At 61.5% G+C, this 24,661-nt stretch carries 18 protein-coding genes; 11 read left to right on the top strand and 7 right to left on the bottom strand.

All coding sequences use genetic code 11. From position 1 onward, the window contains the following. Window positions 1-52: 52 nt before the first annotated feature. Window positions 53-757, bottom strand: coding sequence for a DUF1013 domain-containing protein (locus N1937_RS21910; RefSeq protein ID WP_007632151.1), 705 nt, complete (start codon window positions 755-757; stop codon window positions 53-55). 231 nt (window positions 758-988) lie between these two features. Between N1937_RS21910 and acs the strand changes: the two genes are divergently transcribed. Then, window positions 989-2,944, top strand: coding sequence for an acetate--CoA ligase (gene acs / locus N1937_RS21905; protein ID WP_017966021.1), 1,956 nt, complete (start codon window positions 989-991; stop codon window positions 2,942-2,944). Between the two features lie 217 nt (window positions 2,945-3,161). Here acs and N1937_RS21900 read toward each other — a convergent pair whose 3' ends face one another. Further along, on the bottom strand, window positions 3,162-3,386 hold the full coding sequence (locus N1937_RS21900; RefSeq protein ID WP_170277843.1) for a DUF1674 domain-containing protein: 225 nt from the start codon (window positions 3,384-3,386) through the stop codon (window positions 3,162-3,164). Window positions 3,387-3,497: 111 nt separating this feature from the next. Here N1937_RS21900 and htpX point away from each other — a divergent pair, with 111 nt between their 5' ends. From htpX to purH, 4 genes are all read left to right on the top strand, one after another. Continuing rightward, window positions 3,498-4,460, top strand: coding sequence for a zinc metalloprotease HtpX (htpX, locus tag N1937_RS21895; RefSeq protein WP_260056960.1), 963 nt, complete (start codon window positions 3,498-3,500; stop codon window positions 4,458-4,460). Next, a complete protein-coding gene (locus tag N1937_RS21890; RefSeq protein ID WP_260056959.1) occupies window positions 4,451-5,839 on the top strand; it encodes an RsmB/NOP family class I SAM-dependent RNA methyltransferase in 1,389 nt (462 codons plus the stop codon). Before htpX ends, N1937_RS21890 begins: the two co-directional genes overlap by 10 nt. A gap of 215 nt (window positions 5,840-6,054) precedes the next feature. Beyond that, window positions 6,055-7,728: a heparinase II/III family protein gene (locus N1937_RS21885; RefSeq protein WP_260056958.1), complete on the top strand. Its 1,674-nt coding sequence runs from the start codon at window positions 6,055-6,057 to the stop codon at window positions 7,726-7,728. 205 nt (window positions 7,729-7,933) lie between these two features. Further along, window positions 7,934-9,550 carry a bifunctional phosphoribosylaminoimidazolecarboxamide formyltransferase/IMP cyclohydrolase gene (gene purH / locus N1937_RS21880; RefSeq protein WP_260056957.1) on the top strand — a complete coding sequence of 539 codons (1,617 nt, stop codon included), beginning with the start codon at window positions 7,934-7,936 and terminating at the stop codon, window positions 9,548-9,550. A gap of 39 nt (window positions 9,551-9,589) precedes the next feature. Here the strand turns inward: purH and N1937_RS21875 are convergent, their stop codons facing one another. Together N1937_RS21875 and N1937_RS21870 are read right to left on the bottom strand one after the other, a co-directional pair. Next, on the bottom strand, window positions 9,590-10,978 hold the full coding sequence (locus tag N1937_RS21875) for an MFS transporter (protein ID WP_260056956.1): 1,389 nt from the start codon (window positions 10,976-10,978) through the stop codon (window positions 9,590-9,592). Window positions 10,979-11,005: 27 nt separating this feature from the next. After that, window positions 11,006-15,781: an NAD-glutamate dehydrogenase gene (locus tag N1937_RS21870; RefSeq protein WP_260056955.1), complete on the bottom strand. Its 4,776-nt coding sequence runs from the start codon at window positions 15,779-15,781 to the stop codon at window positions 11,006-11,008. A gap of 276 nt (window positions 15,782-16,057) precedes the next feature. On the opposite strand from N1937_RS21870, the gene pdxY reads away from it, so the two are divergent. Together pdxY and N1937_RS21860 are read left to right on the top strand one after the other, a co-directional pair. Continuing rightward, entirely contained in the window at window positions 16,058-16,933 is an 876-nt protein-coding gene (pdxY, locus tag N1937_RS21865; protein ID WP_162114972.1) for a pyridoxal kinase PdxY, read from the top strand. A 72-nt stretch (window positions 16,934-17,005) separates the two neighbouring features. Next, window positions 17,006-17,647: a carbonic anhydrase gene (locus N1937_RS21860; protein WP_020486152.1), complete on the top strand. Its 642-nt coding sequence runs from the start codon at window positions 17,006-17,008 to the stop codon at window positions 17,645-17,647. Between the two features lie 173 nt (window positions 17,648-17,820). Here N1937_RS21860 and N1937_RS21855 read toward each other — a convergent pair whose 3' ends face one another. The 3 genes from N1937_RS21855 to N1937_RS31435 form a co-directional block, all read right to left on the bottom strand. Then, the gene (locus tag N1937_RS21855) at window positions 17,821-18,642 is read right to left on the bottom strand and encodes a lytic murein transglycosylase (protein WP_162114974.1); all 822 of its coding nucleotides are present in this window, start codon (window positions 18,640-18,642) and stop codon (window positions 17,821-17,823) included. Between the two features lie 278 nt (window positions 18,643-18,920). Beyond that, complete coding sequence (locus N1937_RS21850) at window positions 18,921-19,955, bottom strand: aspartate-semialdehyde dehydrogenase (RefSeq protein WP_017966032.1); 1,035 nt, start codon at window positions 19,953-19,955, stop codon at window positions 18,921-18,923. Window positions 19,956-20,066: 111 nt separating this feature from the next. Beyond that, window positions 20,067-20,279: a hypothetical protein gene (locus N1937_RS31435; protein WP_017966033.1), complete on the bottom strand. Its 213-nt coding sequence runs from the start codon at window positions 20,277-20,279 to the stop codon at window positions 20,067-20,069. 87 nt (window positions 20,280-20,366) lie between these two features. On the opposite strand from N1937_RS31435, the gene N1937_RS21845 reads away from it, so the two are divergent. The 4 genes from N1937_RS21845 to N1937_RS21830 all read left to right on the top strand — a co-directional run bounded on the left by N1937_RS21845 (window position 20,367) and on the right by N1937_RS21830 (window position 24,641). After that, window positions 20,367-22,121 (top strand): alkaline phosphatase, encoded by a 1,755-nt coding sequence (locus N1937_RS21845; protein WP_260056954.1) that lies wholly within the window; start codon window positions 20,367-20,369, stop codon window positions 22,119-22,121. Between the two features lie 88 nt (window positions 22,122-22,209). Then, on the top strand, window positions 22,210-22,671 hold the full coding sequence (locus tag N1937_RS21840) for a hypothetical protein (protein WP_017966035.1): 462 nt from the start codon (window positions 22,210-22,212) through the stop codon (window positions 22,669-22,671). Window positions 22,672-22,677: 6 nt separating this feature from the next. Further along, entirely contained in the window at window positions 22,678-23,370 is a 693-nt protein-coding gene (locus tag N1937_RS21835) for an ABC transporter ATP-binding protein (RefSeq protein ID WP_260056953.1), read from the top strand. After that, the gene (locus N1937_RS21830) at window positions 23,367-24,641 is read left to right on the top strand and encodes an FtsX-like permease family protein (protein ID WP_260056952.1); all 1,275 of its coding nucleotides are present in this window, start codon (window positions 23,367-23,369) and stop codon (window positions 24,639-24,641) included. The genes N1937_RS21835 and N1937_RS21830 overlap by 4 nt, the downstream gene beginning before the upstream one ends. The last annotated feature ends 20 nt before the right edge of the window (window positions 24,642-24,661 follow it).

Raw genomic sequence — 24,661 nt, 5'->3', positions numbered from 1 at the left:
AAACCCCGCCGGTCAGCTCATACCGGCGGGGTTTTCATGAAATTACTGATAATCAGTACTGATCGTCGTCCTCGTCCTTCGGGGCCGAGCGCAGCGAGCTCAGCTTGCGGAAGACGGCGTCGGCGTCGATTTCCTTTTCCTTTTCCTCCTCGCGCTCGTAGCTCGGGGTCAGGCGCTCGGTTTCCTGTGCCGATTGCAGCGTTGCGCCCAGCTCGGCAGCGGTCGGCAGCGGACGGCCCTTGGAGGCCTTTTCCACTTCCATGTCGAGATCGATCTGGCTGCAGAGGCCGAGCGTGACCGGATCCATCGGCGCCAAGTTGGCGGAGTTCCAGTGGGTGCGCTCGCGGATCTGCTCGATGGTCGACTTCGTCGTGCCGACGAGGCGGGAAATCTGCGCGTCCTTCAGTTCCGGATGGTTGCGAACGAGCCAGAGAATGGCGTTCGGGCGGTCCTGACGCTTGGAAACCGGCGTATAACGCGGACCGCGGCGCTTGGATTCCGGCACCCGCACCTTCGGTTCGGAAAGCTTCAGCTTGTGGTTCGGATTGGCCTCGGCGCGGGCAATCTCGTCGCGGGAAAGCTGTCCAGTCGAGATCGGGTCGAGGCCCTTGATGCCCTGCGCCGCTTCGCCATCGGCGATCGCCTTGACTTCGAGCGGATGCAGTTTGCAGAACTGCGCAATCTGATCGAAAGACAGTGCCGTATTGTCAACGAGCCAGATGGCGGTCGCCTTCGGCATGAGCAGTGTTTGAGCCATGGATATAGTCCTTCTATCGTCCGCGCCGGTCGCGGTCCGTGGATTGTCACCACAATGTCCGGGAAATATGCCGCTATATAACCGCACTGTCGCAGAATTGCAATTCTTCCGAAATGAAATGACCTTCGTCTAATTGCCGTGGCGGTGCGAACTGCTATGAATTGCCGTGATTTCAAGTCCGGGCCCTGCTAGCTCACGCGGCCCGTCGCATGTCTCATGAGGAGGAGTTGCATGTCGGAGAAGATCTATCCGGTCACGAAGCCGGTGAAGGCGCGCGCCCTGATCGATAAGGAAAAGTACCTGAAATGGTACGAGGAAAGCGTCGAGAACCCGGACAAGTTCTGGGGCAAGCACGGCAAGCGGATCGACTGGTTCAAGCCCTATACCAAGGTCAAGAACACTTCCTTTACCGGCAAGGTGTCGATCAAGTGGTTCGAGGACGGTCAGACAAACGTCTCCTACAACTGCATCGACCGTCATCTGAAAACGAATGGCGACCAGGTGGCGATCATCTGGGAGGGCGACAACCCCTATATCGACAAGAAGGTCACCTACAACGAGCTCTACGAGCACGTCTGCCGGATGGCGAACGTGTTGAAGAAGCACGGCGTCAAGAAGGGTGATCGCGTCACCATCTATATGCCGATGATCCCGGAAGCGGCCTATGCGATGCTCGCCTGCGCCCGCATCGGCGCGGTGCATTCGGTCGTCTTCGGCGGTTTCTCGCCCGAGGCGCTGGCCGGGCGCATCGTCGACTGCGAATCCACCTTCGTCATTACCTGCGACGAAGGCCTGCGTGGCGGCAAGCCGGTGCCGCTGAAGGACAATACCGATACCGCGATCCATATCGCCGCCCGCCAGCATGTCAATGTCAGCAAGGTGCTGGTCGTTCGCCGCACCGGCGGCAAGACCGGTTGGGCGCCCGGCCGCGATCTCTGGTATCACCAGGAGATTGCCACGGTGAAGGCGGAATGCCCGCCGGTGAAGATGAAGGCGGAGGATCCGCTCTTCATACTTTATACGTCAGGCTCGACCGGCAAGCCGAAGGGCGTGCTGCATACGACCGGCGGTTACCTCGTCTATGCCGCGATGACGCATGAATATGTCTTCGATTATCACCACGGCGACGTCTACTGGTGTACGGCCGATGTCGGCTGGGTCACCGGCCACTCCTATATCGTCTATGGGCCGCTTGCGAATTGCGCGACGACGCTGATGTTCGAGGGCGTGCCGAATTTCCCGGACCAGGGCCGTTTCTGGGAAGTCATCGACAAGCACAAGGTCAACATCTTCTATACGGCGCCGACGGCAATCCGCTCGCTGATGGGTGCCGGCGACGACTTCGTCACGCGCTCCTCGCGCTCTTCGCTGCGGCTGCTCGGCACGGTCGGCGAACCGATCAATCCGGAGGCTTGGGAGTGGTATTACAATGTCGTCGGCGACAAGCGCTGCCCTGTCATCGATACGTGGTGGCAGACGGAAACCGGCGGCCATATGATCACGCCGCTGCCCGGCGCCACCGATCTGAAGCCCGGTTCGGCGGCGACGCCGTTCTTCGGCGTCAAGCCTGAGCTGGTCGACAATGAGGGCAAGGTGTTGGAAGGCCCTGCCGACGGCAATCTCTGCATCACCGACAGCTGGCCGGGCCAGATGCGTACCGTCTATGGTGACCACGAGCGCTTCATCCAGACCTATTTCGCCACCTACAAGGGCAAGTATTTCACCGGCGACGGCTGCCGGCGCGATGCGGACGGTTATTACTGGATCACCGGCCGCGTCGACGACGTGCTGAACGTCTCCGGCCACCGGCTCGGCACGGCGGAGGTGGAATCCGCGCTCGTCTCGCACAATCAGGTTTCGGAAGCCGCGGTCGTCGGTTATCCGCATCCGATCAAGGGCCAGGGCATCTATTGCTACGTGACGCTGATGGCCGGTCACGAGGGATCGGATACGCTTCGCCAGGAACTGGTAAAGCATGTGCGGGCCGAAATCGGCCCGATCGCTTCGCCCGACAAGATCCAGTTTGCGCCGGGCCTGCCGAAGACGCGTTCCGGCAAGATCATGCGCCGCATCCTGCGCAAGATTGCCGAAGACGATTTCGGTGCTCTCGGCGACACATCGACGCTTGCCGATCCGGCAGTCGTCGACGATCTGATCGCCAACCGGCAGAACAAGGCGACCGCCTGATCGGATCGAGCCGCTCCAGCCCGTTCGGGCTTTCCGGGGCGGCTCACTTTGCTTGCGCATTGTTCCTGCGTGGTTTGCGGCCTCCGGCATATACGAAGCCCCCGGAGAGAAGATTGCCGGCGAGGTGACACCCGCCAGAATGCGGTCAAATACCCGTCACCTAAATTTCGTTAGCCGGATTCTCGGCCATGACGAGGGAGCCAATAGGAATATTGACTTAGAAATCGATCGCTCGGCCATTGATTTCGTAATCGCCGAAGCGTGCTGGCTCGGCTCCGCCGCGGCCGCCGATCTCAGGCGGCAACTCCAGCGGTTTCTGTTTCTCTCGCCGCTCTTCGGCTTCGGCAAGGGCGCGTCTGGCAGCCGGGGACAGTATATTGCGCGGCGGCTCCGTTCCTTCGGCCGTCGGCGTTTCGCTATTGTCGTTATCGGCGTCCTGCATGGCCGTCTCCTGCCGGAAAATATTGAAAATGGCTGGTGAATAACCAAATCATAATGCGCCGGTGCCGGGATTGAAAGCTTGTGACGCCGAAATCGGAGATGGAGATCCGCAATGAACCTCGTTCGCACTGCCATGTTGCTTGCCTTCATGACGGCGCTTTTCATGTTTGTCGGCTTCCTGATCGGTGGTCGGGCCGGCATGATGATCGCGTTCGTCATTGCCGCCGGCATGAATTTCTTCTCCTACTGGAATTCCGACCGCATGGTGCTTGCGGCCTATCGCGCTCAGGAGATCGATGAGCGCAATGCGCCGGAATTCTTCCGGATCGTGCGCGATCTCGCCCGCAATGCCGGTCTGCCGATGCCGAAGGTCTATCTCTATGACAGCCCGCAGCCGAATGCCTTTGCCACCGGCCGCAATCCCGACAATGCCGCCGTCGCCGCCTCGACCGGCCTGCTCGCTGCCTTGTCTCCCGAGGAGGTCGCAGGCGTTATGGCGCATGAGCTCGCCCATATCCAGAACCGCGACACGCTGACCATGACGATCACGGCAACGCTTGCCGGCGCGATCTCGATGCTCGGCAACTTCGCCTTCTTCTTCGGCGGCAATCGCGACAACAACAATAATCCGCTCGGTATCGTCGGCGTCCTCGTCGCGATGATCGTCGCACCGCTCGCCGCCATGCTGGTGCAGATGGCGATCAGCCGCACGCGCGAATATTCGGCCGACCGCCGCGGCGCCGAAATCTGCGGCAATCCTCTCTGGCTCGCTTCGGCGCTTGGCAAGATCGCGCGTGGTGCTGCCCACGTGCCGAACGCGGATGCCGAGCGCAACCCGGCGACGGCGCATATGTTCATCATCAATCCGCTCTCCGGCGAGCGCATGGACAATCTGTTTTCCACGCATCCGAACACGGAAAACCGTATCGCCGCGTTGCAGGACATGGCGCAAGGCGGCATGAATGTCTCGACGCAGCCGGCTCGTGCTGCTAATCCGTCGCGCAAATCGCGCTCTGTTCCGGATACGGGTCTTGGTCGCGGTGGTTCGCAACCGCCAAAAGGTCCGTGGTCTTGAATTCAGACGGCACGAAGAAGCCATTCCGCAAGCATAAGCCCTCCACCGAGCGCTCTGCGCCTGATAAGCCTGGCCTGCAGGCCCGGGCTGCGGCGGCAAAAATTCTTGCTGCCGTCGTTGATCGCAAGCTGCCGCTCGACGGCGCTCTCGATCATGAACACGGCAATCCGGCCTATAGGGCGCTCGGCGAAAGCGACCGGGCGCTCGTCCGCGCCATCCTGAACACGACGCTGCGCCATTTGCCGCGTATCGATGCCGCGATTGCCGGGCTGCTGGATTCGCCGCTGCCGGAGGGCGCAAGGGCGCTGCATCACGTGCTTGCAATCGGGGCGGCGCAGATCCTCTATCTCGACGTGCCGGATCATTCGGCCGTCGATCTTGCCGTCGAGCAGGCCAATCAGGATCCGCGCAATCGCCGTTTCGCCAAGCTGGTCAATGCCATCCTCCGCCGGCTTGGCCGCGAGAAGGAGCAGGTGCTTGATGAGATCGGCAAGGTCGCGCCGATGCCGGCCTGGTTCATCGCCAGGCTGGAAAAGGCCTATGGCCGGGATGCGGCGCTGGCGATTTCGGAATCCCAGCTCGAACCGGCTGCAATCGATCTGACCGTCAAGTCCGACCCCGAAGGCTGGGCGAAGCGGTTGAACGGCGTCGTCCTGCCCACCGGCGGCGTGCGGCTCGCGGCTTTCGACGGCGGCATCCCTTCGCTCGAAGGCTTCGACGACGGCGCCTGGTGGGTTCAGGATGCGGCGGCAAGTATCCCGGCGAAGCTTTTCGGTGATCTCTCGGGCAAACGCACCGCCGATCTCTGTGCCGCGCCTGGCGGCAAGACGGCGCAGCTCATCCTTGCCGGCGGCGCAGTCACCGCACTCGACCAGTCGGAAAATCGGCTGAGACGGCTGCGGTCGAATCTCGACCGGCTCGGCCTTGAGGCGGAGACGATCCAGGCAGATTTGACGACATTCGAGCCGGCGGAGCGTTTCGACGCGATTCTGCTCGATGCTCCCTGCTCTTCTACCGGCACGACACGCCGGCACCCTGACGTGTTGTGGACCAAGGGGCCTGAGGATATCGCCAGGCTGGCGGCACTGCAGGAACGGCTGCTGCGGCATGCGCTGACATTGCTGAAGCCGGGCGGCACGCTGGTTTTTTCGAATTGTTCGCTCGATCCTGTCGAGGGTGAGGACGTCGTCGCCCGCGTACTTTCCGACACGGATGCGATTGAGCGCGTTCCGATCGGCGCCGGGGACTGGCCCGACCTTGAGGCAGCGATCACGCCGCTCGGCGAATTCCGCACGCTTCCCACGATGGCGAAAATGCCTGACGGCATTGCCTCCGGCCTCGACGGCTTCTATGCGGCCGTGCTGCGGCGCGTGGCCTGATCGCAAGGCTTGAGCGCTGGCGGTGAGCCTGGGCTATACGAGGCGTTTCATCGCCTCGTTTCACGCATGCCGCTCTCCAAAACCCCCGCATGATTTCAGGTGAAACGCGTTAATGTGCGTATATTCGAACCTTGTCACGAATTAATTCATTGCGGACGATGAAATCGGCCACTTTTCACCTATTCTTAACCACGAGGGTCAATAGACAATAGAATATGCAGTCCGGTCGACGTTTTGCGAGCATGTATGTTCGGGAGGCTTGGCGGCGCGCCTTGCGCCGCGTCGCGTTGCTGCGCCTGAAGCTCTTTCGTCATTCGATCAAGGTGCCCGAGCGCCTGATCGTCGCGCCGACCGATCTGCGCAGCATCGATCCGCATGTGGCCGACGAGATTCTCAACGGACGTTTTCTCCTGGCCGGGCGCATGCTGGAAACCAGCGAGAAGTCGCCCTTCACCTTCACCCTGCCCTCGCGCCCCTTCGCGATCCGTCTTCATAGCTTCGGCTGGCTGCGGCATATGCGGGCGAACAAGACGGAGCGCAGTTCGGCTGCCGCCCGCGCGATCGTCGACAGCTGGCTTTCCATCCATGCCGGACGTATGGAGGGGATTGCCTGGGAGACCGACGTCACCGCCCAACGCGTTATCGCCTGGCTGTCGCATTCGCCGGTGGTGCTGCAGAACGCCGACCGCGGCTTCTATCGTCGCTTCATGAAATCGCTGGCGTTCCAGGTAAGGTTCCTGCACCGGATGGCGCCGTTTACTCTCGGTGGCTTGGAGCTGTTTCGGCTGCGTATCGCGCTCGCCATGGCCTCCGTCGCCATGCCGGCGCGCGCCTCTACACTGAGAAGGGCGGCGCAGGCGCTCGACCGCGAATTCGACAGCCAGATTCTACCGGATGGCGGCCATGTGTCGCGCAATCCGCGCGTTGGGCTGGAATTGCTGCTCGATCTGCTGCCGCTCCGGCAGACCTATGTCAATCTCGGCCATGACCTGCCGCAGAAGCTGATCTCCGGCATAGACCGCATCTATCCGGCACTGCGGTTTTTTCGCCATCAGGACGGGGATCTGGCGCTCTTCAACGGGGCGACGTCGACGCTCGCAAACGAGCTGATGTCCGTGCTGCGATATGACGAGACAGCCGGCCAGCCGTTCAAGGCTTTGCCGCATTCGCGTTATCAGCGGCTTTCGGGGGGCAAGACGGTGATCATTGCCGATACCGGCACGCCGCCTTCGGGAGGCGCGCTTCGGACCGCGCACGCGGGCAGCCTCTCCTTCGAGATGTCGTCCGGCCGCCATCGCTTCATCGTCAATTCCGGTTCGCCGAAATTTGCCGGGCACCGCTATGTCCAGATGGCGCGCACGACGGCGGCACATTCGACCGTCATCCTCAACGACACCTCATCCAGCCGTTTTTCGCCCTCACCCTTCCTCAGTCACGCGATTACCGAACCGGTGAGAACAATCACTGTCGAACGTGCCGAAACCGAGGACGGACGCGACGGCATCAAGCTCAGCCATGACGGTTATCTCAGGGTGTTCGGGGTGCTGCACGAGCGTGAGCTGACGCTCAATGCCGCAGGCTCGATCGTGACAGGCCGCGACCGGCTCGTCGTCCGCGAAGGACATGAGCATGACGAGCCTCTGAAGGCCGTCGCCCGTTTTCATATCCATCCCTCGATCGTCCTGCATCAGAGTGACGGAGAGTCCGTGCTGCTGACGGCGCCGGACGGCGAAAGCTGGCTGTTTTCGGCGCCCGGCAATGAAGTGCTGATCGCCGAGGATATTTTCTTCGCCGACAGCTCCGGCATCTGCGGTTCGGACCAGATCGAAATCGACTTCGATCTTGCCGAGAAGACAGAAATCCGCTGGTTCCTATCTCGTAAAAGCTAGAGGCGGATGATTTCAGCCGAGTGGCCGAAGATTGGGATCGCACCCACACCAAAAAAGTAAGGTATGATGCTATCCAAAAATAGCTCGTGCTTTTCGACATCTGCTCTGACGCCTGTTTGCGTGGCGGCAAACCTGTGCTAACGCGGCGCCAGCATGCGAACGTCCCTTGCGGATGTCCTCCCGAAGCCCGAACGGAGAAGGTTTCATGGCCGTCATTTCCAAAAAGATCCCCGCCCCCGACAAGGTCGAAATCAAGACCGCGCTCATCTCCGTCTTCGACAAGACCGGCATCGTCGACCTCGCCCACGCCTTGTCTGCCAGAGGTGTGCGGCTGCTTTCGACCGGCGGCACCTATAAAGCGATTACTGCTGCCGGTCTTGCCGTCACCGATGTCTCCGAAATCACTGGTTTTCCCGAGATCATGGACGGACGGGTCAAGACGCTGCATCCGATGGTGCATGGCGGCCTGCTGGCGGTCCGTGACGACGGTGAACACCAGGAGGCGATGAAAAAGCACGGCATCGAGGGCATCGACCTCGCCGTCATCAACCTCTATCCCTTCGAGGAGGTGCGTGCGGCCGGCGGCGACTATCCGACGACCGTCGAGAATATCGATATCGGCGGTCCGGCGATGATCCGCGCCTCGGCCAAGAACCATGCCTATGTGACGACCCTGACAGATCCGGCCGATTATGCCGAACTGCTGGAGCAGCTTTCCGCAGATGACGGCAAGACCGCCTATGCCTTCCGCCAGCGGATGGCCGCCAAGGCCTATGCCCGCACCGCCGCCTATGATGCAATGATCTCCAACTGGTTCGCCGAGGCGCTGTCGATCGACACGCCGCGCCACCGGGTCATCGGCGGCGCGCTGAAGGAAGAGATGCGCTACGGCGAAAACCCGCATCAGAAGGCCGCCTTCTATGTCACCGGCGAGAAGCGCCCGGGTGTTTCGACGGCCGCTCTTCTCCAGGGCAAGCAGCTCTCCTACAACAACATCAACGATACGGATGCCGCCTACGAACTGGTCGCCGAGTTCCTGCCTGAGAAGGCGCCGGCCTGCGCGATCATCAAACATGCCAATCCCTGCGGCGTCGCCACCGGATCCAGCCTGGTCGAGGCCTATCGGCGGGCGCTCGCCTGCGATTCCGTTTCCGCCTTCGGCGGCATCATCGCCCTCAACCGGACGCTGGATGCCGAAACGGCTGAGGAGATCGTCAAGCTCTTCACCGAAGTGATCATCGCGCCCGATGTCACGGAGGAGGCAAAGGCGATCGTCGCCCGTAAGCCGAACCTGCGGCTGCTGTCCGCCGGCGGGCTGCCTGATCCGCGTGCCGCGGGCCTGACGGCAAAGACCGTTTCCGGCGGCCTGCTGGTCCAAAGCCGCGACAACGGCATGGTCGAGGATCTGGAACTCAAGGTCGTCACCAAGCGCGCGCCGACGGCACGGGAACTTGATGACATGAAGTTCGCCTTCAAGGTTGGCAAACATGTGAAATCGAATGCCGTGGTCTATGCCAAGGACGGCCAGACCGCCGGTATCGGCGCAGGCCAAATGAGCCGGGTCGATTCCGCCCGCATCGCCGCGCTGAAGGCCGAAGAGGCCGCCAAGGCGCTTGGCCTTGCAGTGCCGATGACGCACGGGTCGGCGGTTGCCTCCGAAGCCTTCCTGCCTTTTGCCGACGGTCTTTTGTCGATGATCGCGGCAGGGGCGACGGCGGTTATCCAGCCGGGCGGATCGATGCGCGACCAGGAGGTCATTGATGCCGCTAACGAACACGGCGTCGCAATGGTCTTTACCGGCATGCGCCATTTCCGGCACTGAGTGATTGTACGCCGCCGTCGGCCAGGGCAGAGCTGATTGCTATGCCCGGTCGGCCGGATAGGGTGTACGGAACAAGAGCACCAGTCCGCCGGCAAGAAACAGGATCAGCGTTGCCATCCCGAGCCGCGGTGATCCGCTCATATAGGTCACCAGCGAGAAGAGCAGCGTCGCCATGAAACTCGTGGCACGGCCCGAAAGCGCGTAGATGCCGAAGTAGCGGCCGGCTTCCTCCGGACTGACGCTGCGGGCAAGATAAGAGCGCGACGAGGCCTGCACCGGCCCGAAGGCGAGCCCGATCAGCAGACCATAGAGGATATAGGCCTTTTCCGCCGAAGTGCCGAAAAGGCCGCCGGAATCGGCCGTCGGCAGCGGCATCAGTCCGAACAGGGTGTAACCCGGTCCTGTCGAGATGATGCCGATGGTGGCGAGAAGCAGCATGGTGAGGCTGATGACGACGGTTACCTTCGAACCGACGCCCTTGTCGACGCGGCCGGCGATCAGGCAGCCGAAGATCGCGACAATATTCAGGATGATGCCGTAGATACCGATCTCGATCGTTGCCCAGCCAAACATGCCGGCTGCGAAGATACCGCCAAGGATCAGCAGGCCGTTGACGCCGTCCTGATAGATCATGCGGGCGATGAGGAATGTCAGGATGCCGCGGCGCTCCCGGAGTTCGCTGAGCGTGTTTCTGAGTTCCCGCAAGCCGGAGCGGACGGCGGTGCCGAAGGGAAGACCCCTGCCGACATCCGGCGTGAAGAAGAACATCGGCAGGATGAAGATCAGATACCAGACGGCCGAGATCGGCCCGGTGATGCGTGCATCCTGACCGGTCTGAGGATCGAGGCCGAATAGCGGATCGAGGCCGAGGATGGTCTTGCCGGTCTCAGGGCTCGCCGCCAAAAGCGTCACGACGGCAATGAGCACGATGATGCCGCCGAGATAACCGAGCCCCCAGGCGGTGTTGGAGAGCTTGCCGACCTCGTGCTTGCCGACCAGGTGCGGCATCATCGAATCGTTGAAGACGATCGAAAACTCGGCCGAGATCGAGGCGAGGATCATGAAAATGACGGGATAGACAACAGGCGAACCGGGGGCTGCGAACCAGAGGCAGAAGAGGCTGGCGATCTTGATGATCGCGAAGAAGCCGATCCAGGGTTTGCGCGCGCCGGACTGGTCGGCGATCGAGCCGAGGACGGGTGAGAGCAGGGCGATGATCACCGAGGAGATCGTCGCCATGTTGCTCCACGTCGTCTGGGCGGAAACCGGGTCATCGGTCAGGCGGGAAACGAAATAGGGTCCGAAGATGAAGGTTGTGACCACGGTAAAGAAGGGCTGTGCTGCCCAGTCGAAGAACATCCACCCCCAGATGCCCTTCTCGGTGGCCTTCGGCGGCTGCGTTCCTGTCCAGTCAATGCGATTCAACATCCGCTCCTTGTTTTGACGCGGACTGTCTCACCTCGCCCGGTCGCGCGCAAGATCGGTGAGGATACCTGCAGCAACGGTAATGCGCGCGAGATTGGGATCGCCGCCGTCGCTGAGGCTTGAAAGCTCCTCGAGGATACGGTTGATGCGGATGCGATCCTGGGCATGCCAGGCTTGTACGGGAAGCTTTTCCTTGCCGTGATCGGAAAGAGCCGAGATGACGATGTCGCGTCTTGCGCTGGCGATCTGATCGATGCTGCGGGCAAGCGCCAGATTCTCATAATGGTCGGAGGTGAGGATCCGCCCGCCCGCCGCCAGCAATCTGCCGATACGGAAGGTCTGCGACACCGCGAAGTAGTTTTCGGCGGCGCGCACCAGGGGCTCGCCTGTACGCTCGGCGATCTGCATGATCTCAGGCACCAGCGCGAAGCCCTGGAGGCCGGCGATCTCGGCGCCAAGTTTTTCGGGCACGCCGGCCTGACTGTATTCCGCCTGGCGGGCTGCAACATCGCCGCCCGCCTGTTCGGCGAAGGCAGGCTTCAGCTTCTTCAAGGCAACCTGCAGCCGGCTAATCACTTCTGCCATATCCGCCTTGGTCATCCCGGTCTTCAGGAGCAGGCGCGTCAATACGGTAAAGCTATGGCTGATCTCCTCATAGATACGGTTCTGCATATCACCGGAAACCTTGCCGTCGAGAGCATCCGTTTCGGCCCAGAGCCGGGTCAGGTCGAAACCGTCGCGGGCAACGATCGCGGCGCGCACCACTTCTGGAGCCGAAGCCGCCGTCGCGTCCATCATGGCGACGATGAAGCTCGGCCCGCCGCGGTTGATCGCTTCGTTGGCAAGTACGGTCGCGACGATCTCGCGCTTCAGGCGGTGGCTGGCGATATCACCGGCGTTCGACTTCTGCATCTTCACGGGGAAATAATTCATAAGCGTTGCGATGAAATAGGGATCGTCAGGTAGGTCGCTTGCGGCCAGCGCATCGAAGAGCACGATCTTGGCATAAGACACCAGCACGCCGATTTCCGGCCGGGTCAGCGGCTTGCCGGCCGTATAACGTTCGGCCAGCGTTTGGTCGTCCGGCAACGTCTCGACCTTGCGGTTCAGCTGGCCAGCGCCCTCGAGCACGCTCATAAAGCGGCCAAGCTGCAGACCGTTTGCCGTGCCCTTGCGTTCCGTCAGGGAGATTGCCAGCGACTGCAGGTAGTTGTTGCGCAGCACCAGGGTCGCTACCTCGCCCGTCATCGAGGAAAGAAGCTGGTCGCGTTTTGCGCGCGTCAGGCGTCCGTCATGCATGGCGGCTGCCAGCGCGATCTTGATATTGACCTCGACGTCCGATGTGTTGACGCCGGCCGAGTTGTCGATGGCGTCGGAATTGCAGCGCCCGCCCTTCAGTCCGTAGGCGATGCGGCCTTTCTGGGTAACGCCGAGGTTTGCGCCCTCGCCGATCACCTTGGCGCGCACCTCCACCGCGGTGATGCGGATCGGGTCGTTGGCGCGGTCGCCGACATCGGTGTCGGTTTCGGACGGCGCTTTCACATAGGTGCCGATGCCGCCGAACCAGAGCAGGTCGACCGGGCTCTTCAGGATCGCCATCATGATCTCGAAGGGCGTCGCCACGGCCTTGTCGATGCCGATCGCGGCAACCGCTTCCGGCGTCAGCGTGACCGATTTCGCCGCGCGGGAGATGATCATCGCACCCCTCGACAGCACGTTTCTGTCGAAATCCTGCCAGCTTGAACGCGGCAGGTCGAAGAGCCGTTGGCGTTCGGCCAGCGTCTTTTCCATATCGGGGTCCGGATCGATGATGATGTCGCGGTGATCGAAGGCGGCAATGAGCCGGATCTTGGGAGAGAGCAGCATGCCGTTGCCAAAGACGTCGCCCGACATGTCGCCGACGCCGGCGACGGTGAAGGGCGTCGCCTGGATATCGATGTCCATTTCCCGGAAATGGCGTTTCACGGTTTCCCAGGCGCCGCGGGCAGTGATGCCCATCTTCTTATGATCGTAACCGGCCGAGCCGCCGGAGGCAAAGGCATCGTCCAGCCAGAAGCCGGCTTCCTGTGCCAGTGCATTGGCGGTGTCGGAGAAGGTCGCGGTGCCCTTGTCGGCGGCGACGACGAAATAGGGATCGTCGCCATCGAGCCTGACCGTATCCTTCGGCGGCACGATATCGGCGCCCGATATATTGTCGGTGATCGAAAGCAGCGTACGGATATAGGTCTTGTAAGCCTCGCGGCCGGCATTGAAGATCTCGTCGCGGCTGCCGCCGACGGGAAGCTTTTTCGGATAGAAACCGCCCTTGGCGCCGACCGGCACGATGACCGCGTTCTTGACCTGCTGGGCCTTGACGAGGCCGAGCACTTCGGTGCGGTAATCCTCTGCGCGATCCGACCAGCGCAGGCCGCCGCGCGCCACCTTGCCGAAGCGCAGGTGCACGCCTTCTACTTCGACGCCGTAGACGAAAATCTCGCGGAAGGGTTTCGGCTGCGGCAGCCCGTCCACCAGATGCGGATCGAGCTTGAAGGCCAGCATCGGCTTCGGCGAGCCATCCGGGTTCTTCTGGAAATAATTGGTGCGCAGCGTCGCATCGACGATATTGACGTAACGGCGCAGGATACGATCGTCGTCGAGGCTCGGCACGTCGGCAAGCTCGGCTTCGATCGCCTGGTGCAGTTCGGCAAGCTTCTTGACGCGAGCCTTTTCCGAAAGCGTGGTGTCGAGCGTGTCATGGAAGAGACGAAAGATAGCAGCGGCGACACCAGGATATTTGTCGAGGGTCGTTGCGATATAATCCTGCGAATAGGCGATGCCGGCCTGGCGGAGATAACGCGCATAGGCGCGCAGAACGTTCGTCTCGCGCGCGGAGAGACCGGCTGAAAGGATCAGCCGGTTGAAGCTGTCATTGTCGATCGTCCCGGCGAAGGCGGCGACGAAGCCTTCCTCGAGGGCGGCGCCGTAACGCTGCAGATCGATCTCTCCGCCATTGCGGGCCTCGAGTTCCATATCGTGCAGCACGACGAGTTTCTTTTCTCCATCGGCGGCCGGTACCCCGATGTCGAAGGTGCGTTCGCTGACGACATTGAAGCCGAGATTCTCGAGAAGCGGCACGCGGCGCGACAGCGCCAGCTGGCCGCCGGCGTGAAAGATCTTCAGCGAAAGGACGCGGCCCTGTTCTTCCTGACGATGGTAGAACTGGATGCGCAGCGGCTCGCCGGCGGCGCAGGCGCCGATATCGGCGAGGTCTGCCACGGTTTCCTCCGGAGTGAAGGAATCCTGGAAGGCTTGGTCGACCGATATCTTCGGCGCCTTGGCCCCGGCCAGCGCCTCGAAACGGTCGTCCCAGCGGGCGGTGATCTCGCGGATCACCTGCTCGAGCTTTGCCTGCGGAATGCGTGGCGTCTTACCGCCGGAGCGGCCGATGATGAAATGCACGCGCGCCACGCCCCCTTCCGGGAAAGCCGGGTAATAGGCAGAGACACGGCCGTCATAGACAGTCTTCAGATAGGTGCCGATCCGTTCGCGGACGATCGAGTCATATTCCTCGCGCGGCACGTAGACGATCACCGAGACGAAGCGGTCGAAATGGTCGATGCGCGGCAGGACGCGCACGCGCGGCCGATCGGCCAGGTCGTTGATCTGCTCGGCAAAACTTGCGAGCAGCGTCGTGTCGATCTGGAAAAGGTCGTCGCGCGGATAGGATTCCAGCGTGTTGTCGAGCATGCGGCCCGAATGGCTCATCGGATCGAAGCCGAAATGTTCCTTCACCTTCTCGATCTTGGACCGCAGCAGCGGGATTTCGGAGGCAAGCGACGTATAGGCCGTCGAGGTGAAAAGGCCGACGACGCGCAGTTCGCCGGTGACGTTGCCCTCGGCGTCGAAACGTTTGACGCCGACATAATCCATATAGGCGCGGCGATGGACGATCGATTTCACATTGGCCTTGGTGACGATCAAAAAGTCGGGGCCGTCGAGGAAGGCGAGGATCTCAGGCGTGGTGGTCACAGCGTCCTTGCCCGTGCGCAGCACCAGAACATCGGGATTGGAGAGGATGCCGAGGCCAGCACCCTTGTCGCGCTCAACCTTGGCGTCAGCGCCTTTGCCCGAATAGACATATTCGCGCATGCCGAGAAACGTAAAATTCTCGTCGCGCAGCCAGGTCAGGAAGGCCACCGCCTCGGCATGTTCGGCCTTCCTACGGCCGGCGGCATTCGCCGAAAGCTCGGCGATCACCCCGTCGAGCTTGGCAAGCATCGGCTTCCAGTCGGACACCGACAGGCGGACCTGTTCGAGCACTTTTTCGATGCGTTTGACGAGATCGGCCGCCTGGGCGGAATTGAGCGGCGCAACATGAAGCTGGATATGGCTGACGCGGTTGGCCGGATCGCTCGGGTGATCGGCAGAATAAAGCGCCGGCGCCTTGCCCTTCTCCATGACCAGGATGGGATGCACGGCCATGAACAGGTCGCGATAGGTGCTCGTCACTTCGCCCATGACCGATTCAAACAGAAAAGGCATATTCTGGTCGGTGACTGACAGCACCGAGACCGCGATGCCACCAGGCGTCACATCGGCAATCGTGTCGATGCTGACGCGGGGCGCCTTGCCGTTCCAGGCGGCGAGTTCCTTTGCCGAATGCACGGCGGAGAGTGCCAGCATTTCCGGCGTATAGAGTTCGAGATCGTCATTGCTTGCCCGGCCGAAGAGAATTGCCGGATCGAGATGCGCCTCGCCTGTCGCCTTGGCGATCTTGCGCGCGCTTTCGATCTGCTTTTCCCGTTTCGGATTGTTTCTGGCAGCCATGGATCGCCTCCCTCAATGTCTGATTTTTTGCAAGCTAGCAGAAGATTCTTCGAAAAAATCTCTAAAAGAGAGGTCCGAAGGAATGTTTTGACGCTTTATTGGCGCTGGAAACGAGAGTTTGTAAGAAATTTTCCGATTTCTTTGCCAAACGAAAGCGAAAGTCGCGTCTTCCGGTTTTTCGTTCCGCCGGACATTTCCATGCTCGCGTGAAGAATGGTTGACAGCGTGGCGTCAAAAAGATCATCAAACGCGGTCATCATTCGGATCTTGGGTATCATGTCGGAAAATGCAGCGGGCGCAGTCATCGTCATTTCGAGCCATGTGGTCCGGGGCTCGGTTGGCAATCGGGCGGCGGTGTTTGCATTGGAGACGCTCGGTCATCCGGTCTGGGCGCTGCCGACCATCGTGCTGCCTTGGCATCCCGGCCACGGCCGCTCGACACGGCTGACTTTCGCCGAAGCGGATTTCGACGCGGCGATCGACGATCTGATCCGCGCGCCCTGGATCGGCGAAGTCAAGGCAGTGCTTTCAGGCTATTTCGGCAATGCCGCCCAGGCGCGCTCCGTCGCCCGGCTGATCGGTGCGCTCAGGCAAAACAATCCTGAGCTGCTTTATGTCTGCGATCCTGTCATGGGCGATCTCGGCGGACTTTATGTGCCGGAAGCGACCGCAGAGGCCATTCGCGATCATCTCATTCCGCTCGCCTCGCTGGCGACGCCGAACCGCTACGAGCTCGCATGGCTTTCGGGGGCGGCCCTCGAAGACAACGGCACGATCATGGAGGCGGCGCTCGCGCTCGGACCATCGCGCATGCTCGTCACTTCAGCCGTGCCGATGATGGCGGGCGGTACCGGCAATCTTTATCTTTCCGGTCGCCACGCGCTTCTTGCCGAGCACCGCGTCGTCGAAAACCCGCCGAATGGTCTCGGCGACCTGCTGGCCGCCGTCTTCCTGTCGCGCCTGCTTTCCGGGCTCGAGGACGAAAAGGCGCTGCAGCTTGCCACCGCCAGCGTCTTCGAGGTTCTTGCGCGTGCCGTCAAGCGCGGCAGCAACGAGTTGATGCTGGCAAGCGATGCTTCCAGCCTTTCGACGCCGATGGCCATGGTGCAGATGCGCCGGCTCATGCACCCGGCGCAGCGGCGGAAAAAATGACGCATTTGCCGATATGTTCATTTTGCAGTGCAGCAGTTGATCTTGTCTTCCGCGCGCGCTAATCCAGAAAGCATGCAGCGTTTTCCAACACCTCTTCTGGACGGCTATCGCAACTTCATGAACGGGCGTTATGCCGACGCCCGCGACAGGTATCGGCAGCTTGCCGAAAACGGTCAGGACCCCCATACGCTTGTCATTGCCTGTTCGGATTCCCGCGCGGCACCGGAGCTGATCTTCGATGCCGGCCCGGGCGAGCTCTTCGTCATTCGCAACGTCGCCAACATGGTGCCGCCCTACGAGCCGGACGGCCATTTCCACTCGACCTCGGCCGCGCTCGAATTTGCGGTACAGGCGCTGAAGGTCTCGGATATCGTCGTGATGGGCCATGGACGCTGCGGCGGCATCCGCGCAGCGCTCGACCCGAATGCCGAACCGCTGTCGCCTGGCGATTTCATCGGCCGTTGGATGTCGCTGGTCAGACCGGCCGCCGAGCAGATCCAGAGCAACGACGTGATGACGGCGGCCGAGCGGCAGACGGCGCTTGAGCGTGTCTCCATCCGCAATTCGATCAACAATCTCAGAAGCTTCCCCGACATCAAGGCTCTCGAGGAAGCGGGAAGCCTTCATCTCCACGGCGCCTGGTTCGACATTTCGACCGGTGAACTCTGGGTCATGGACGCCGAGACACGCGACTTCATTCGTCCCGAAATCTAGGGACATGCCGGTTTATCGGTTTTTTAAGGATTGTTGCTAAGCTCGCCGTCAATTGGTCGCGCACGACCGACGTTTTGATCAGCGTGGCGATTGTCCGGCGGCGGCTTTGATTCCCGCGTATGAAAAACGCCGCATATCGCAGCGGCGTTTCGAGTATTCTTATCGATGAGAGCCTATCTGCCGTCGATCTGCTGACCGATATAGGCGATCGCCTGCTGGTAGACGCTGGCGGCGTTCCAGCCTTGGATGGCGACGAAATTCGGCTCTCCGGGCTGATAGCCGGCGCCGGCGCGCCAGCCGTGGCCCTTGAGGAAATTCGCGGTCGAGGCCAGGGCATCGGCGCGGGAACCGACCATGTCGACGCGGCCGTCGCCGTCGCCATCGGCGCCGAAGCGCACGACATTGCGCGGCAGAAACTGCGTCTGGCCGATTTCACCATGGGCGGCACCCTTGGCCTGCGGGCTCAGATAGCCCTCGGAGACGAGCTGGAGTGCTGCATAGAGCTGGTCGGTGAAATAGTCCGAACGACGGCAGTCATAGGCAAGGGTCGAAACAGCCGACAGCGTATGCTGGTTGCCCATATAGCTGCCGAAACCGGTCTCCATGCCCCAGATCGCGATCAGCGGGCCGGCCGGAACGCCGAAACGGCGCTCGATCGAGGCAAAAAGTGCCTGGTTGGCGGCCTTCATGCTGCGGCCGCGGGAGATGACGGCGGCCCCGCCGCGCTTCTGCATGAAAGCGTCGAAGGAGAGCTTGAAGCTCTTCTGGCCTCGGTCGGCGGCAATTGTCGGCCTGTTGTAATTGACGTTGGCGAAGGCGCGGTCGAGGACCGAGCGGCTGACGCCGTTTGCCGCCGCTTCCTGCTTGAAGTCGGCGACCCATGCACCGAAACCGCTGCTATTATTGCCGCATTGAGCGCCCTGGGCCGCCGCCGGCAGCGCGTGCAGGACGCCCGCCGCCGTAAACGCCGCCAGAAAGAATGTTGTCATGCGCATGAGAAACCCCGCTTCCGATCTACTGAAGCGCGCCGCGGCCGATCGGGGCCATGCGACGCGCTCAAAGTCTTCGTTCTGTTCATGTCGCTGTCCCGAACCGCTGCACGGTTTTGGACGGCATGCTTTGGCTTGATGCCGGGCAGAATGCCAGCCGAAGGCGATGTTGTCACGACCGCCTTTTTCAGCAAGCGCTTATGGACAGAAGCGTCCACAAATCGGCAAAAAGCCCTGCCTTCATCATCAGCAGGGCTTTAGCACATTATGGTTTACAAATGGTATCAGGCGGCCTGCTTTCGCGGCTTGACGAGACCACGATTGACGAGCAGCTCGGCGATCTGGATGGCGTTCAACGCAGCACCCTTACGCAGATTGTCGGAGACCACCCAGATGTTGAGGCCGTTTTCGACCGTTGCGTCCTCGCGGATGCGAGAGATGTAGGTCGCATCCTCGCCGGCGGATTCATATGGCGTGATGTAGCCGCCATCCTCGCGCTTGTCGATGACGAGGCAGCCCGGTGCATCGCGCAGGATGTCGCGGGCCTGATCGGCAGTGATCTCGTTTTCGAATTCGATGTTGACCGATTCCGAATGACCGATGAAAACCGGCACGCGCACCGCCGTGCAGGTCACCTTGATCTTCGGGTCGAGCATCTTCTTCGTCTCGGCCAGCACCTTCCATTCTTCCTTGGTGTAGCCGTCCTCCATGAAGACGTCGATGTGCGGGATGACATTGAAGGCGATACGCTTCGTGAACTTCTTGTTCTCGATCGGATCGGCGACGAAGACGGCGCGCGTCTGATTGAAGAGCTCGTCCATGCCGTCTTTGCCGGCGCCGGAGACCGACTGGTAGGTCGAGATGACTACGCGCTTGATCTTGGCGAAGTCATGCAGCGGCTTCAGCGCCACCACCAGCTGGGCGGTCGAGCAGTTCGGATTGGCGATGATGTTGCGCTTGGTGAACTGGCTGATGGCATCCGGGTTCACTTCCGGCACGATCAGCGGCACGTCGGCGTCGTAGCGCCAAGCCGAGGAATTGTCGATGACAATGCAGCCCTGCTGGCCAATCTTCGGGGAGAACTTCTTGGAAATCTCGCCGCCGGCCGACATCAGGCAGATGTCGGTATCGGAGAAATCGTAATTCTCCAGATTGGAGACCTTCAGCGTCCGGTCACCGAAGGAAACCTCGGTGCCCTGCGAACGCGAGGATGCGAGTGCCACGACCTCATCGGCGGGGAAGCCACGCTCCGAGAGGATGTTGAGCATCTCCCGGCCAACATTTCCGGTCGCTCCCGCAACTGCTACTTTGAAACCCATTTCTCAAGCTCTCTTTCTCTTCTCTCCTCTTGTCCGGTGAGGGGAAAGGCGCGATCAATCGCGTCTTCCTGTCCCCAGCCGAGCCGGGGAGAGAGCGGCAGGCCAGAGACGTCAGACGGTTTTCGTCGTCGTTTTGGCCTTGGTTTTGGCAGAAACCGGAACGGCAATATCCACCCCGGCAACCCGTGCCCGGTCATTGCATTCGGCAATGGCGTGTTCGTCGCGAACCATGGAGATTCCTTTTCCGGTGTTGCTCTTAGAAGGTTTTCCACAGGAGTCAAGGTTTTTGCGCTCAGAGCCTGCAGGTGAAAGCGGCGGCCGCAATCCTGCGACATTTTGTCATGCCGATGTCATCCTCGGGAGGTATCCCGGCCGGGTTGTTAATGTCTGCAACGAAAACGGGGGTTTTCCATGCGTACGCTTCTCGCCGCCTTTGCGGCCACCACCATCCTTGCGGGCGCCGCTCAGGCGACGACGGTCTATCCGCTTGATCGCGCGACGATCCTTGCCGGTTCGCCGTTCGATTTCAAGGTTGAGCTCAACAAGCAGGTCAAGCCCGAAGACGTGAAGATCACCGTCAATGGCCAGGACTACAAGACCGTTCTCGGGGGCGAGGCGCAGTTCGTCGAACTGGAAAAAGGCAAGGACGACAAGGCTCTCGGCTCCGCTATCCTGCTGCGTGGCCTGAAGATTTCCGCGCCGGGCGACTACAAGATCGAAGTCGCGGCCGGAGACGAAACGAAGTCCGTCACCTGGAACGTTTACGAAACGGCAGCCCAGCCGAAGGCCAAGAACATCATCTTCCTGCTCGGCGACGGGCTTTCCGTTGCACATCGCACCGCTGCCCGCATCATGTCCAAGGGCATGACCGAAGGTAAGGCGAATGGCCGCCTGAATATGGACGATCTCGATCGCATGGCTTTTATCGGCACGTCGGCGACGAACGCCGTTGCCACGGACTCGGCCAACACCATGTCCGCCTACATGACGGGCCACAAGACGGCCGTCAACGCGATCGGCGTCTATGCGGACCGTACGCCGGCCTCTCTCGATGACCCGCGCGTTGAAACCTTCGCGGAAGCCGTTCGCCGCCTGACCAAGAAGGCGATCGGCATCGTTGCAACGGCGGAGGTCGAAGACGCCACGCCGGCTGCGGTCGTATCCCACACCCGCAACCGCGGCGACAAGGCCGACATCGTCGGCATGCTGCTGGACGTCAAGCCGGAAGTCCTGCTTGGCGGCGGCTCGGCCTATTTCCTCGGCAAAGAAGTTCCCGGTTCCAAGCGCAAGGACAATCAAGATTACATCAAGCTTTTCCAGGATGCTGGCTACAAGCTAGCGACCGACAAGAACGAGCTCGCAGCCAATGCATCGGCTGAAGGCAATCTCCTTGGCCTGTTCCACACCGGCAATATGGACGTCACGCTTGATCGCGAGTTCCTGAAGAAGGGCACCGTCGACAAGTTCCCGAACCAGCCGGGTCTCGTCGCCATGACCAAGGTTGCGCTCGACCGCCTTTCCAAGAATCCTGATGGCTTCTACCTGATGGTCGAAGGCTCCTCGATCGACAAAATGTCCCATCCGCTCGATTGGGATCGCGCCGTTATCGAAACCATCGAATTCGACCAGGCGATCGGCGTTGCCCGCGACTTCCAGAAGGCGCATCCGGACACGCTGATCGTCGTCACCGGCGACCACACGCATGGCGTATCCATCATCGGCACCGTCGATGATGAAAAGCCCGGCACGGAAATGCGCGAAAAGGTCGGGACCTATGCCGAAGCCGGCTTCCCGAACTACAAGGACGAAAACGGCGACGGCTATCCCGATAAGATCGACGTCAGCCGCCGACTGTTTCTCAGCGCCAACAACGGCCCTGACCACTACGAGACCTTCCGTCCGAAGCTTGATGGTCCCTTCGTTCCGGCTGTCCAGAACGAAAAGAAGGAATATGTCGCCAACGAACAGTATAAGGATGTTCCCGGCGCAGTCTTCGTTCAGGGCAATCTTCCCAAAAGCAGCGAGAGCGGCGTCCATGCGGTCGACGACGTCGTTCTGCAGTCGGCTGGTCCGGGCGCTGAAGGCTTCCACGGCTACCTGGAACAGAGCGACGTCTATCGCGTGCTCGCCGACGCCTTCGCTCTCGGCGCCAAGCAGACCAACTGATCTGGCAAGGCCGCTTGCCGGCCTTGCCTCTTTCATCGATCATGGTCCCGGCCGTTCAGCGGCCGGGATTTGCTTCTTGGAGGTCGCCATGGAAACAGTTTCTTCGTTGCATCTCAGCCGCCGCCGGCTGATCGGCGCCGCCATTATGCTTCCCCTCACCGCTTCCCTCGTTCGCGCTGCCGATTCTTCGCTTGCGTTCGGTGAGCTCTACGGCAAGTTCGGCGTGCTCGGCCTTGAATTCTCAGACAAGGTGAAGCGCCTTGCCGGTCAGGACATCAGTATGAAGGGCTTCATGGCGCCGCCATTGAAGGCCGAGGCCCAGTTCTTCGTGCTGACCGAAGTGCCGATGTCGCTCTGCCCCTTTTGTTCCTCGGATGCGGACTGGCCTGATAATATCGTGGTCGTCTATCTCTTGGAGAAACAGACCTTCGTGCAGTCGCGCCAGACGATCGAAGTGCGCGGCACGCTGGAATATGGTTCGTGGACGGATCCGGACACCGGCTTTGTCAGCCTGCTGCGAATCCGCCAGGCCGAATATTTCGCCGTCTGAACCAATATGCTCGCTCTCGATATCGAAAACCTGACCGTCACCTTCCCGGGCCTGTCCTCGCCGGCACTGGCGATCGGCCGGCTGTCGATCGATGCAGGCAGCAGGGTCGCCATTACAGGCGCGTCAGGCTCCGGCAAGAGCACCTTCGTCAATATCGTTGCCGGGCTGGAGCGGACACGGCAAGGCCGCATCCGCTGGAACGGCGAGGATATCGCGGCTTTTTCAGAAAGCCGGCGCGACCGGTTCCGTGCTGCAAATATCGGCCTGGTCATGCAGGAGTTCCATCTCTTTCCCGGCCTGTCGGCGGTGGAAAACGTGCTGCTGCCGGCGCGGCTCGCCGACGCTGCGACAGGTGATGTCATCGAGCGGGCGCATGCACTTTTGAGGACGGTCGGTCTTTCCCGCCCCGGCCAGAAAATCGAAACCATGTCACGCGGCGAGATGCAGCGCGTGGCGATCGGCCGAGCACTGCTGCGCAAGCCTGGCGTCATCATCGCCGACGAGCCGACCGCAAGCCTCGATGCCGAAAGCGGCGAGGCGGTCGGCGATCTCATCCTCGATCTGGCCATTGCCGAGGGCAGCACGCTGATTGTCGTTTCACACGACCATCGCTTGGCCAACCGCCTCGACCGGCGCATCACCTTCGGTTCCGGTCGGATCAGCGAAGATTCCGCGACGACGGCGGGAGAGGCTGCATGATCCGCTTCATCCTTTCCGATCTTCGTCGCCTCTGGGCGGGGTCGCTGGTGGTCGTGCTGCTCGTGGCGCTTGCGACCGCGCTTGGCGTTTCCGTCGTCCTGCAAGAGCGGGCGCTTCGCCTCGGCAGCGCCCGCGCTGCCGACAAGTTCGATCTTGTGATCGGCGCCGGCGGCAGCGAGACGCAGCTCGTACTGTCCTCCGTCTTCCTGCAGCCCTCGCCGCTGCCGCTGATGCCGGGCGAGGTCCTGGGCAAGCTTGCCGCGGATCCACGGGTCGATTGGGCAGCCCCGATCGGCTTTGGCGATTCCTTCTCCGGCTATCCGATCGTCGGCACAACGACCATGCTGGCGCAGAACCTGTCCGGCGGTTTAGCAGAAGGCAAGATTTTTGCGCGCGAGGGCGAGGCGGTGATCGGCTCGGCCGTCAAGCTGCCGCTCGGCGGCGAGATCAAGCCGATGCACGGATCGCTGGAAGAGGGCGGCGAGACCCATACCGAGCTCGTCTATCATATCGCCGGCCGTTTGCGGCCGACCGGCACCACCTGGGACCGAGCGATTCTCGTTCCGATCCAGGCCGTCTGGCACATCCATGGCATGGAGGCGAAGGAGCATGCGGAGAATGGCGCCGAGGATCTACATGATCATGAGCATGAGGAAGCCAGCGCCGATCATGGGCATGGGCATCACGGGAAAGCCGATCCCGATGCCGCGCTTGATGAGAGCTGGACTGCGGAAGCTCCCGGCCTTCCCGCCATTCTCGTCAAGCCGAAGACGATCGCCGATGCCTACAAGCTGCGGCAGGACTATCGCAGCGGCAATACCGTCGCCGTCTTTCCCGGCGAGGTGCTGACCAATCTCTATGCCACGCTCGGCGACGCCAAACAGATCCTCGTCGCGGTCGCCTCCGGCGCGCAAGCTCTCGTCGCAGCCTCGCTGGTGCTGGTCACGGTCATCCATATCGGCCAGCGCCGCCGTCAGATTGGCGCGCTGAGGGCCTTCGGCGCCCCGCGCGGCGCGATTTTCGGCATCGTCTGGCTGGAATTCTTCTTCCTGGTGGCAATTGGCATCGCACTCGGATTCGCGCTCGGTTATGCCGCGGCCCTCATCTTGTCCGGCATGCTCTCACAAACGAGTGGGGTCGCCATGCCGGTCGGCTTCGCGCGGGAAGACGCCTGGCTTGCGGCAGTGCTGCTTGCCTTTGCCACAATTCTTGCCGCGCTGCCGGCAGTGCTCGCCTACCGGCAATCGCCGGCGCAGGCGTTGAGAGCGTAACGGTCCACATCACAATCCGC

The organism is Rhizobium sp. WSM4643 (assembly GCF_025152745.1).
GTDB lineage: Bacteria > Pseudomonadota > Alphaproteobacteria > Rhizobiales > Rhizobiaceae > Rhizobium > Rhizobium leguminosarum_I.
This window is presented reverse-complemented; position numbering and strand designations above follow the sequence as displayed.

Excerpts from the sequence above, each read along its gene's own strand:
- N1937_RS21830 (WP_260056952.1), top strand. The coding sequence starts at position 23,367 with ATGATCCGCTTCATCCTTTCCGATCTTCGTCGCCTCTGGGCGGGGTCG.
- N1937_RS21835 (WP_260056953.1), top strand. The coding sequence starts at position 22,678 with ATGCTCGCTCTCGATATCGAAAACCTGACCGTCACCTTCCCGGGCCTG.
- N1937_RS21840 (WP_017966035.1), top strand. The coding sequence starts at position 22,210 with ATGGAAACAGTTTCTTCGTTGCATCTCAGCCGCCGCCGGCTGATCGGC.
- N1937_RS21885 (WP_260056958.1), top strand. The coding sequence starts at position 6,055 with ATGCAGTCCGGTCGACGTTTTGCGAGCATGTATGTTCGGGAGGCTTGG.
- N1937_RS21860 (WP_020486152.1), top strand. The coding sequence starts at position 17,006 with ATGCAGCGTTTTCCAACACCTCTTCTGGACGGCTATCGCAACTTCATG.
- N1937_RS21910 (WP_007632151.1), bottom strand. The coding sequence starts at position 757 with ATGGCTCAAACACTGCTCATGCCGAAGGCGACCGCCATCTGGCTCGTT.
- acs (WP_017966021.1), top strand. The coding sequence starts at position 989 with ATGTCGGAGAAGATCTATCCGGTCACGAAGCCGGTGAAGGCGCGCGCC.
- purH (WP_260056957.1), top strand. The coding sequence starts at position 7,934 with ATGGCCGTCATTTCCAAAAAGATCCCCGCCCCCGACAAGGTCGAAATC.
- N1937_RS21875 (WP_260056956.1), bottom strand. The coding sequence starts at position 10,978 with ATGTTGAATCGCATTGACTGGACAGGAACGCAGCCGCCGAAGGCCACC.
- N1937_RS21845 (WP_260056954.1), top strand. The coding sequence starts at position 20,367 with ATGCGTACGCTTCTCGCCGCCTTTGCGGCCACCACCATCCTTGCGGGC.
- htpX (WP_260056960.1), top strand. The coding sequence starts at position 3,498 with ATGAACCTCGTTCGCACTGCCATGTTGCTTGCCTTCATGACGGCGCTT.
- N1937_RS21855 (WP_162114974.1), bottom strand. The coding sequence starts at position 18,642 with ATGCGCATGACAACATTCTTTCTGGCGGCGTTTACGGCGGCGGGCGTC.
- N1937_RS21870 (WP_260056955.1), bottom strand. The coding sequence starts at position 15,781 with ATGGCTGCCAGAAACAATCCGAAACGGGAAAAGCAGATCGAAAGCGCG.
- N1937_RS21900 (WP_170277843.1), bottom strand. The coding sequence starts at position 3,386 with ATGCAGGACGCCGATAACGACAATAGCGAAACGCCGACGGCCGAAGGA.
- pdxY (WP_162114972.1), top strand. The coding sequence starts at position 16,058 with ATGTCGGAAAATGCAGCGGGCGCAGTCATCGTCATTTCGAGCCATGTG.
- N1937_RS21850 (WP_017966032.1), bottom strand. The coding sequence starts at position 19,955 with ATGGGTTTCAAAGTAGCAGTTGCGGGAGCGACCGGAAATGTTGGCCGG.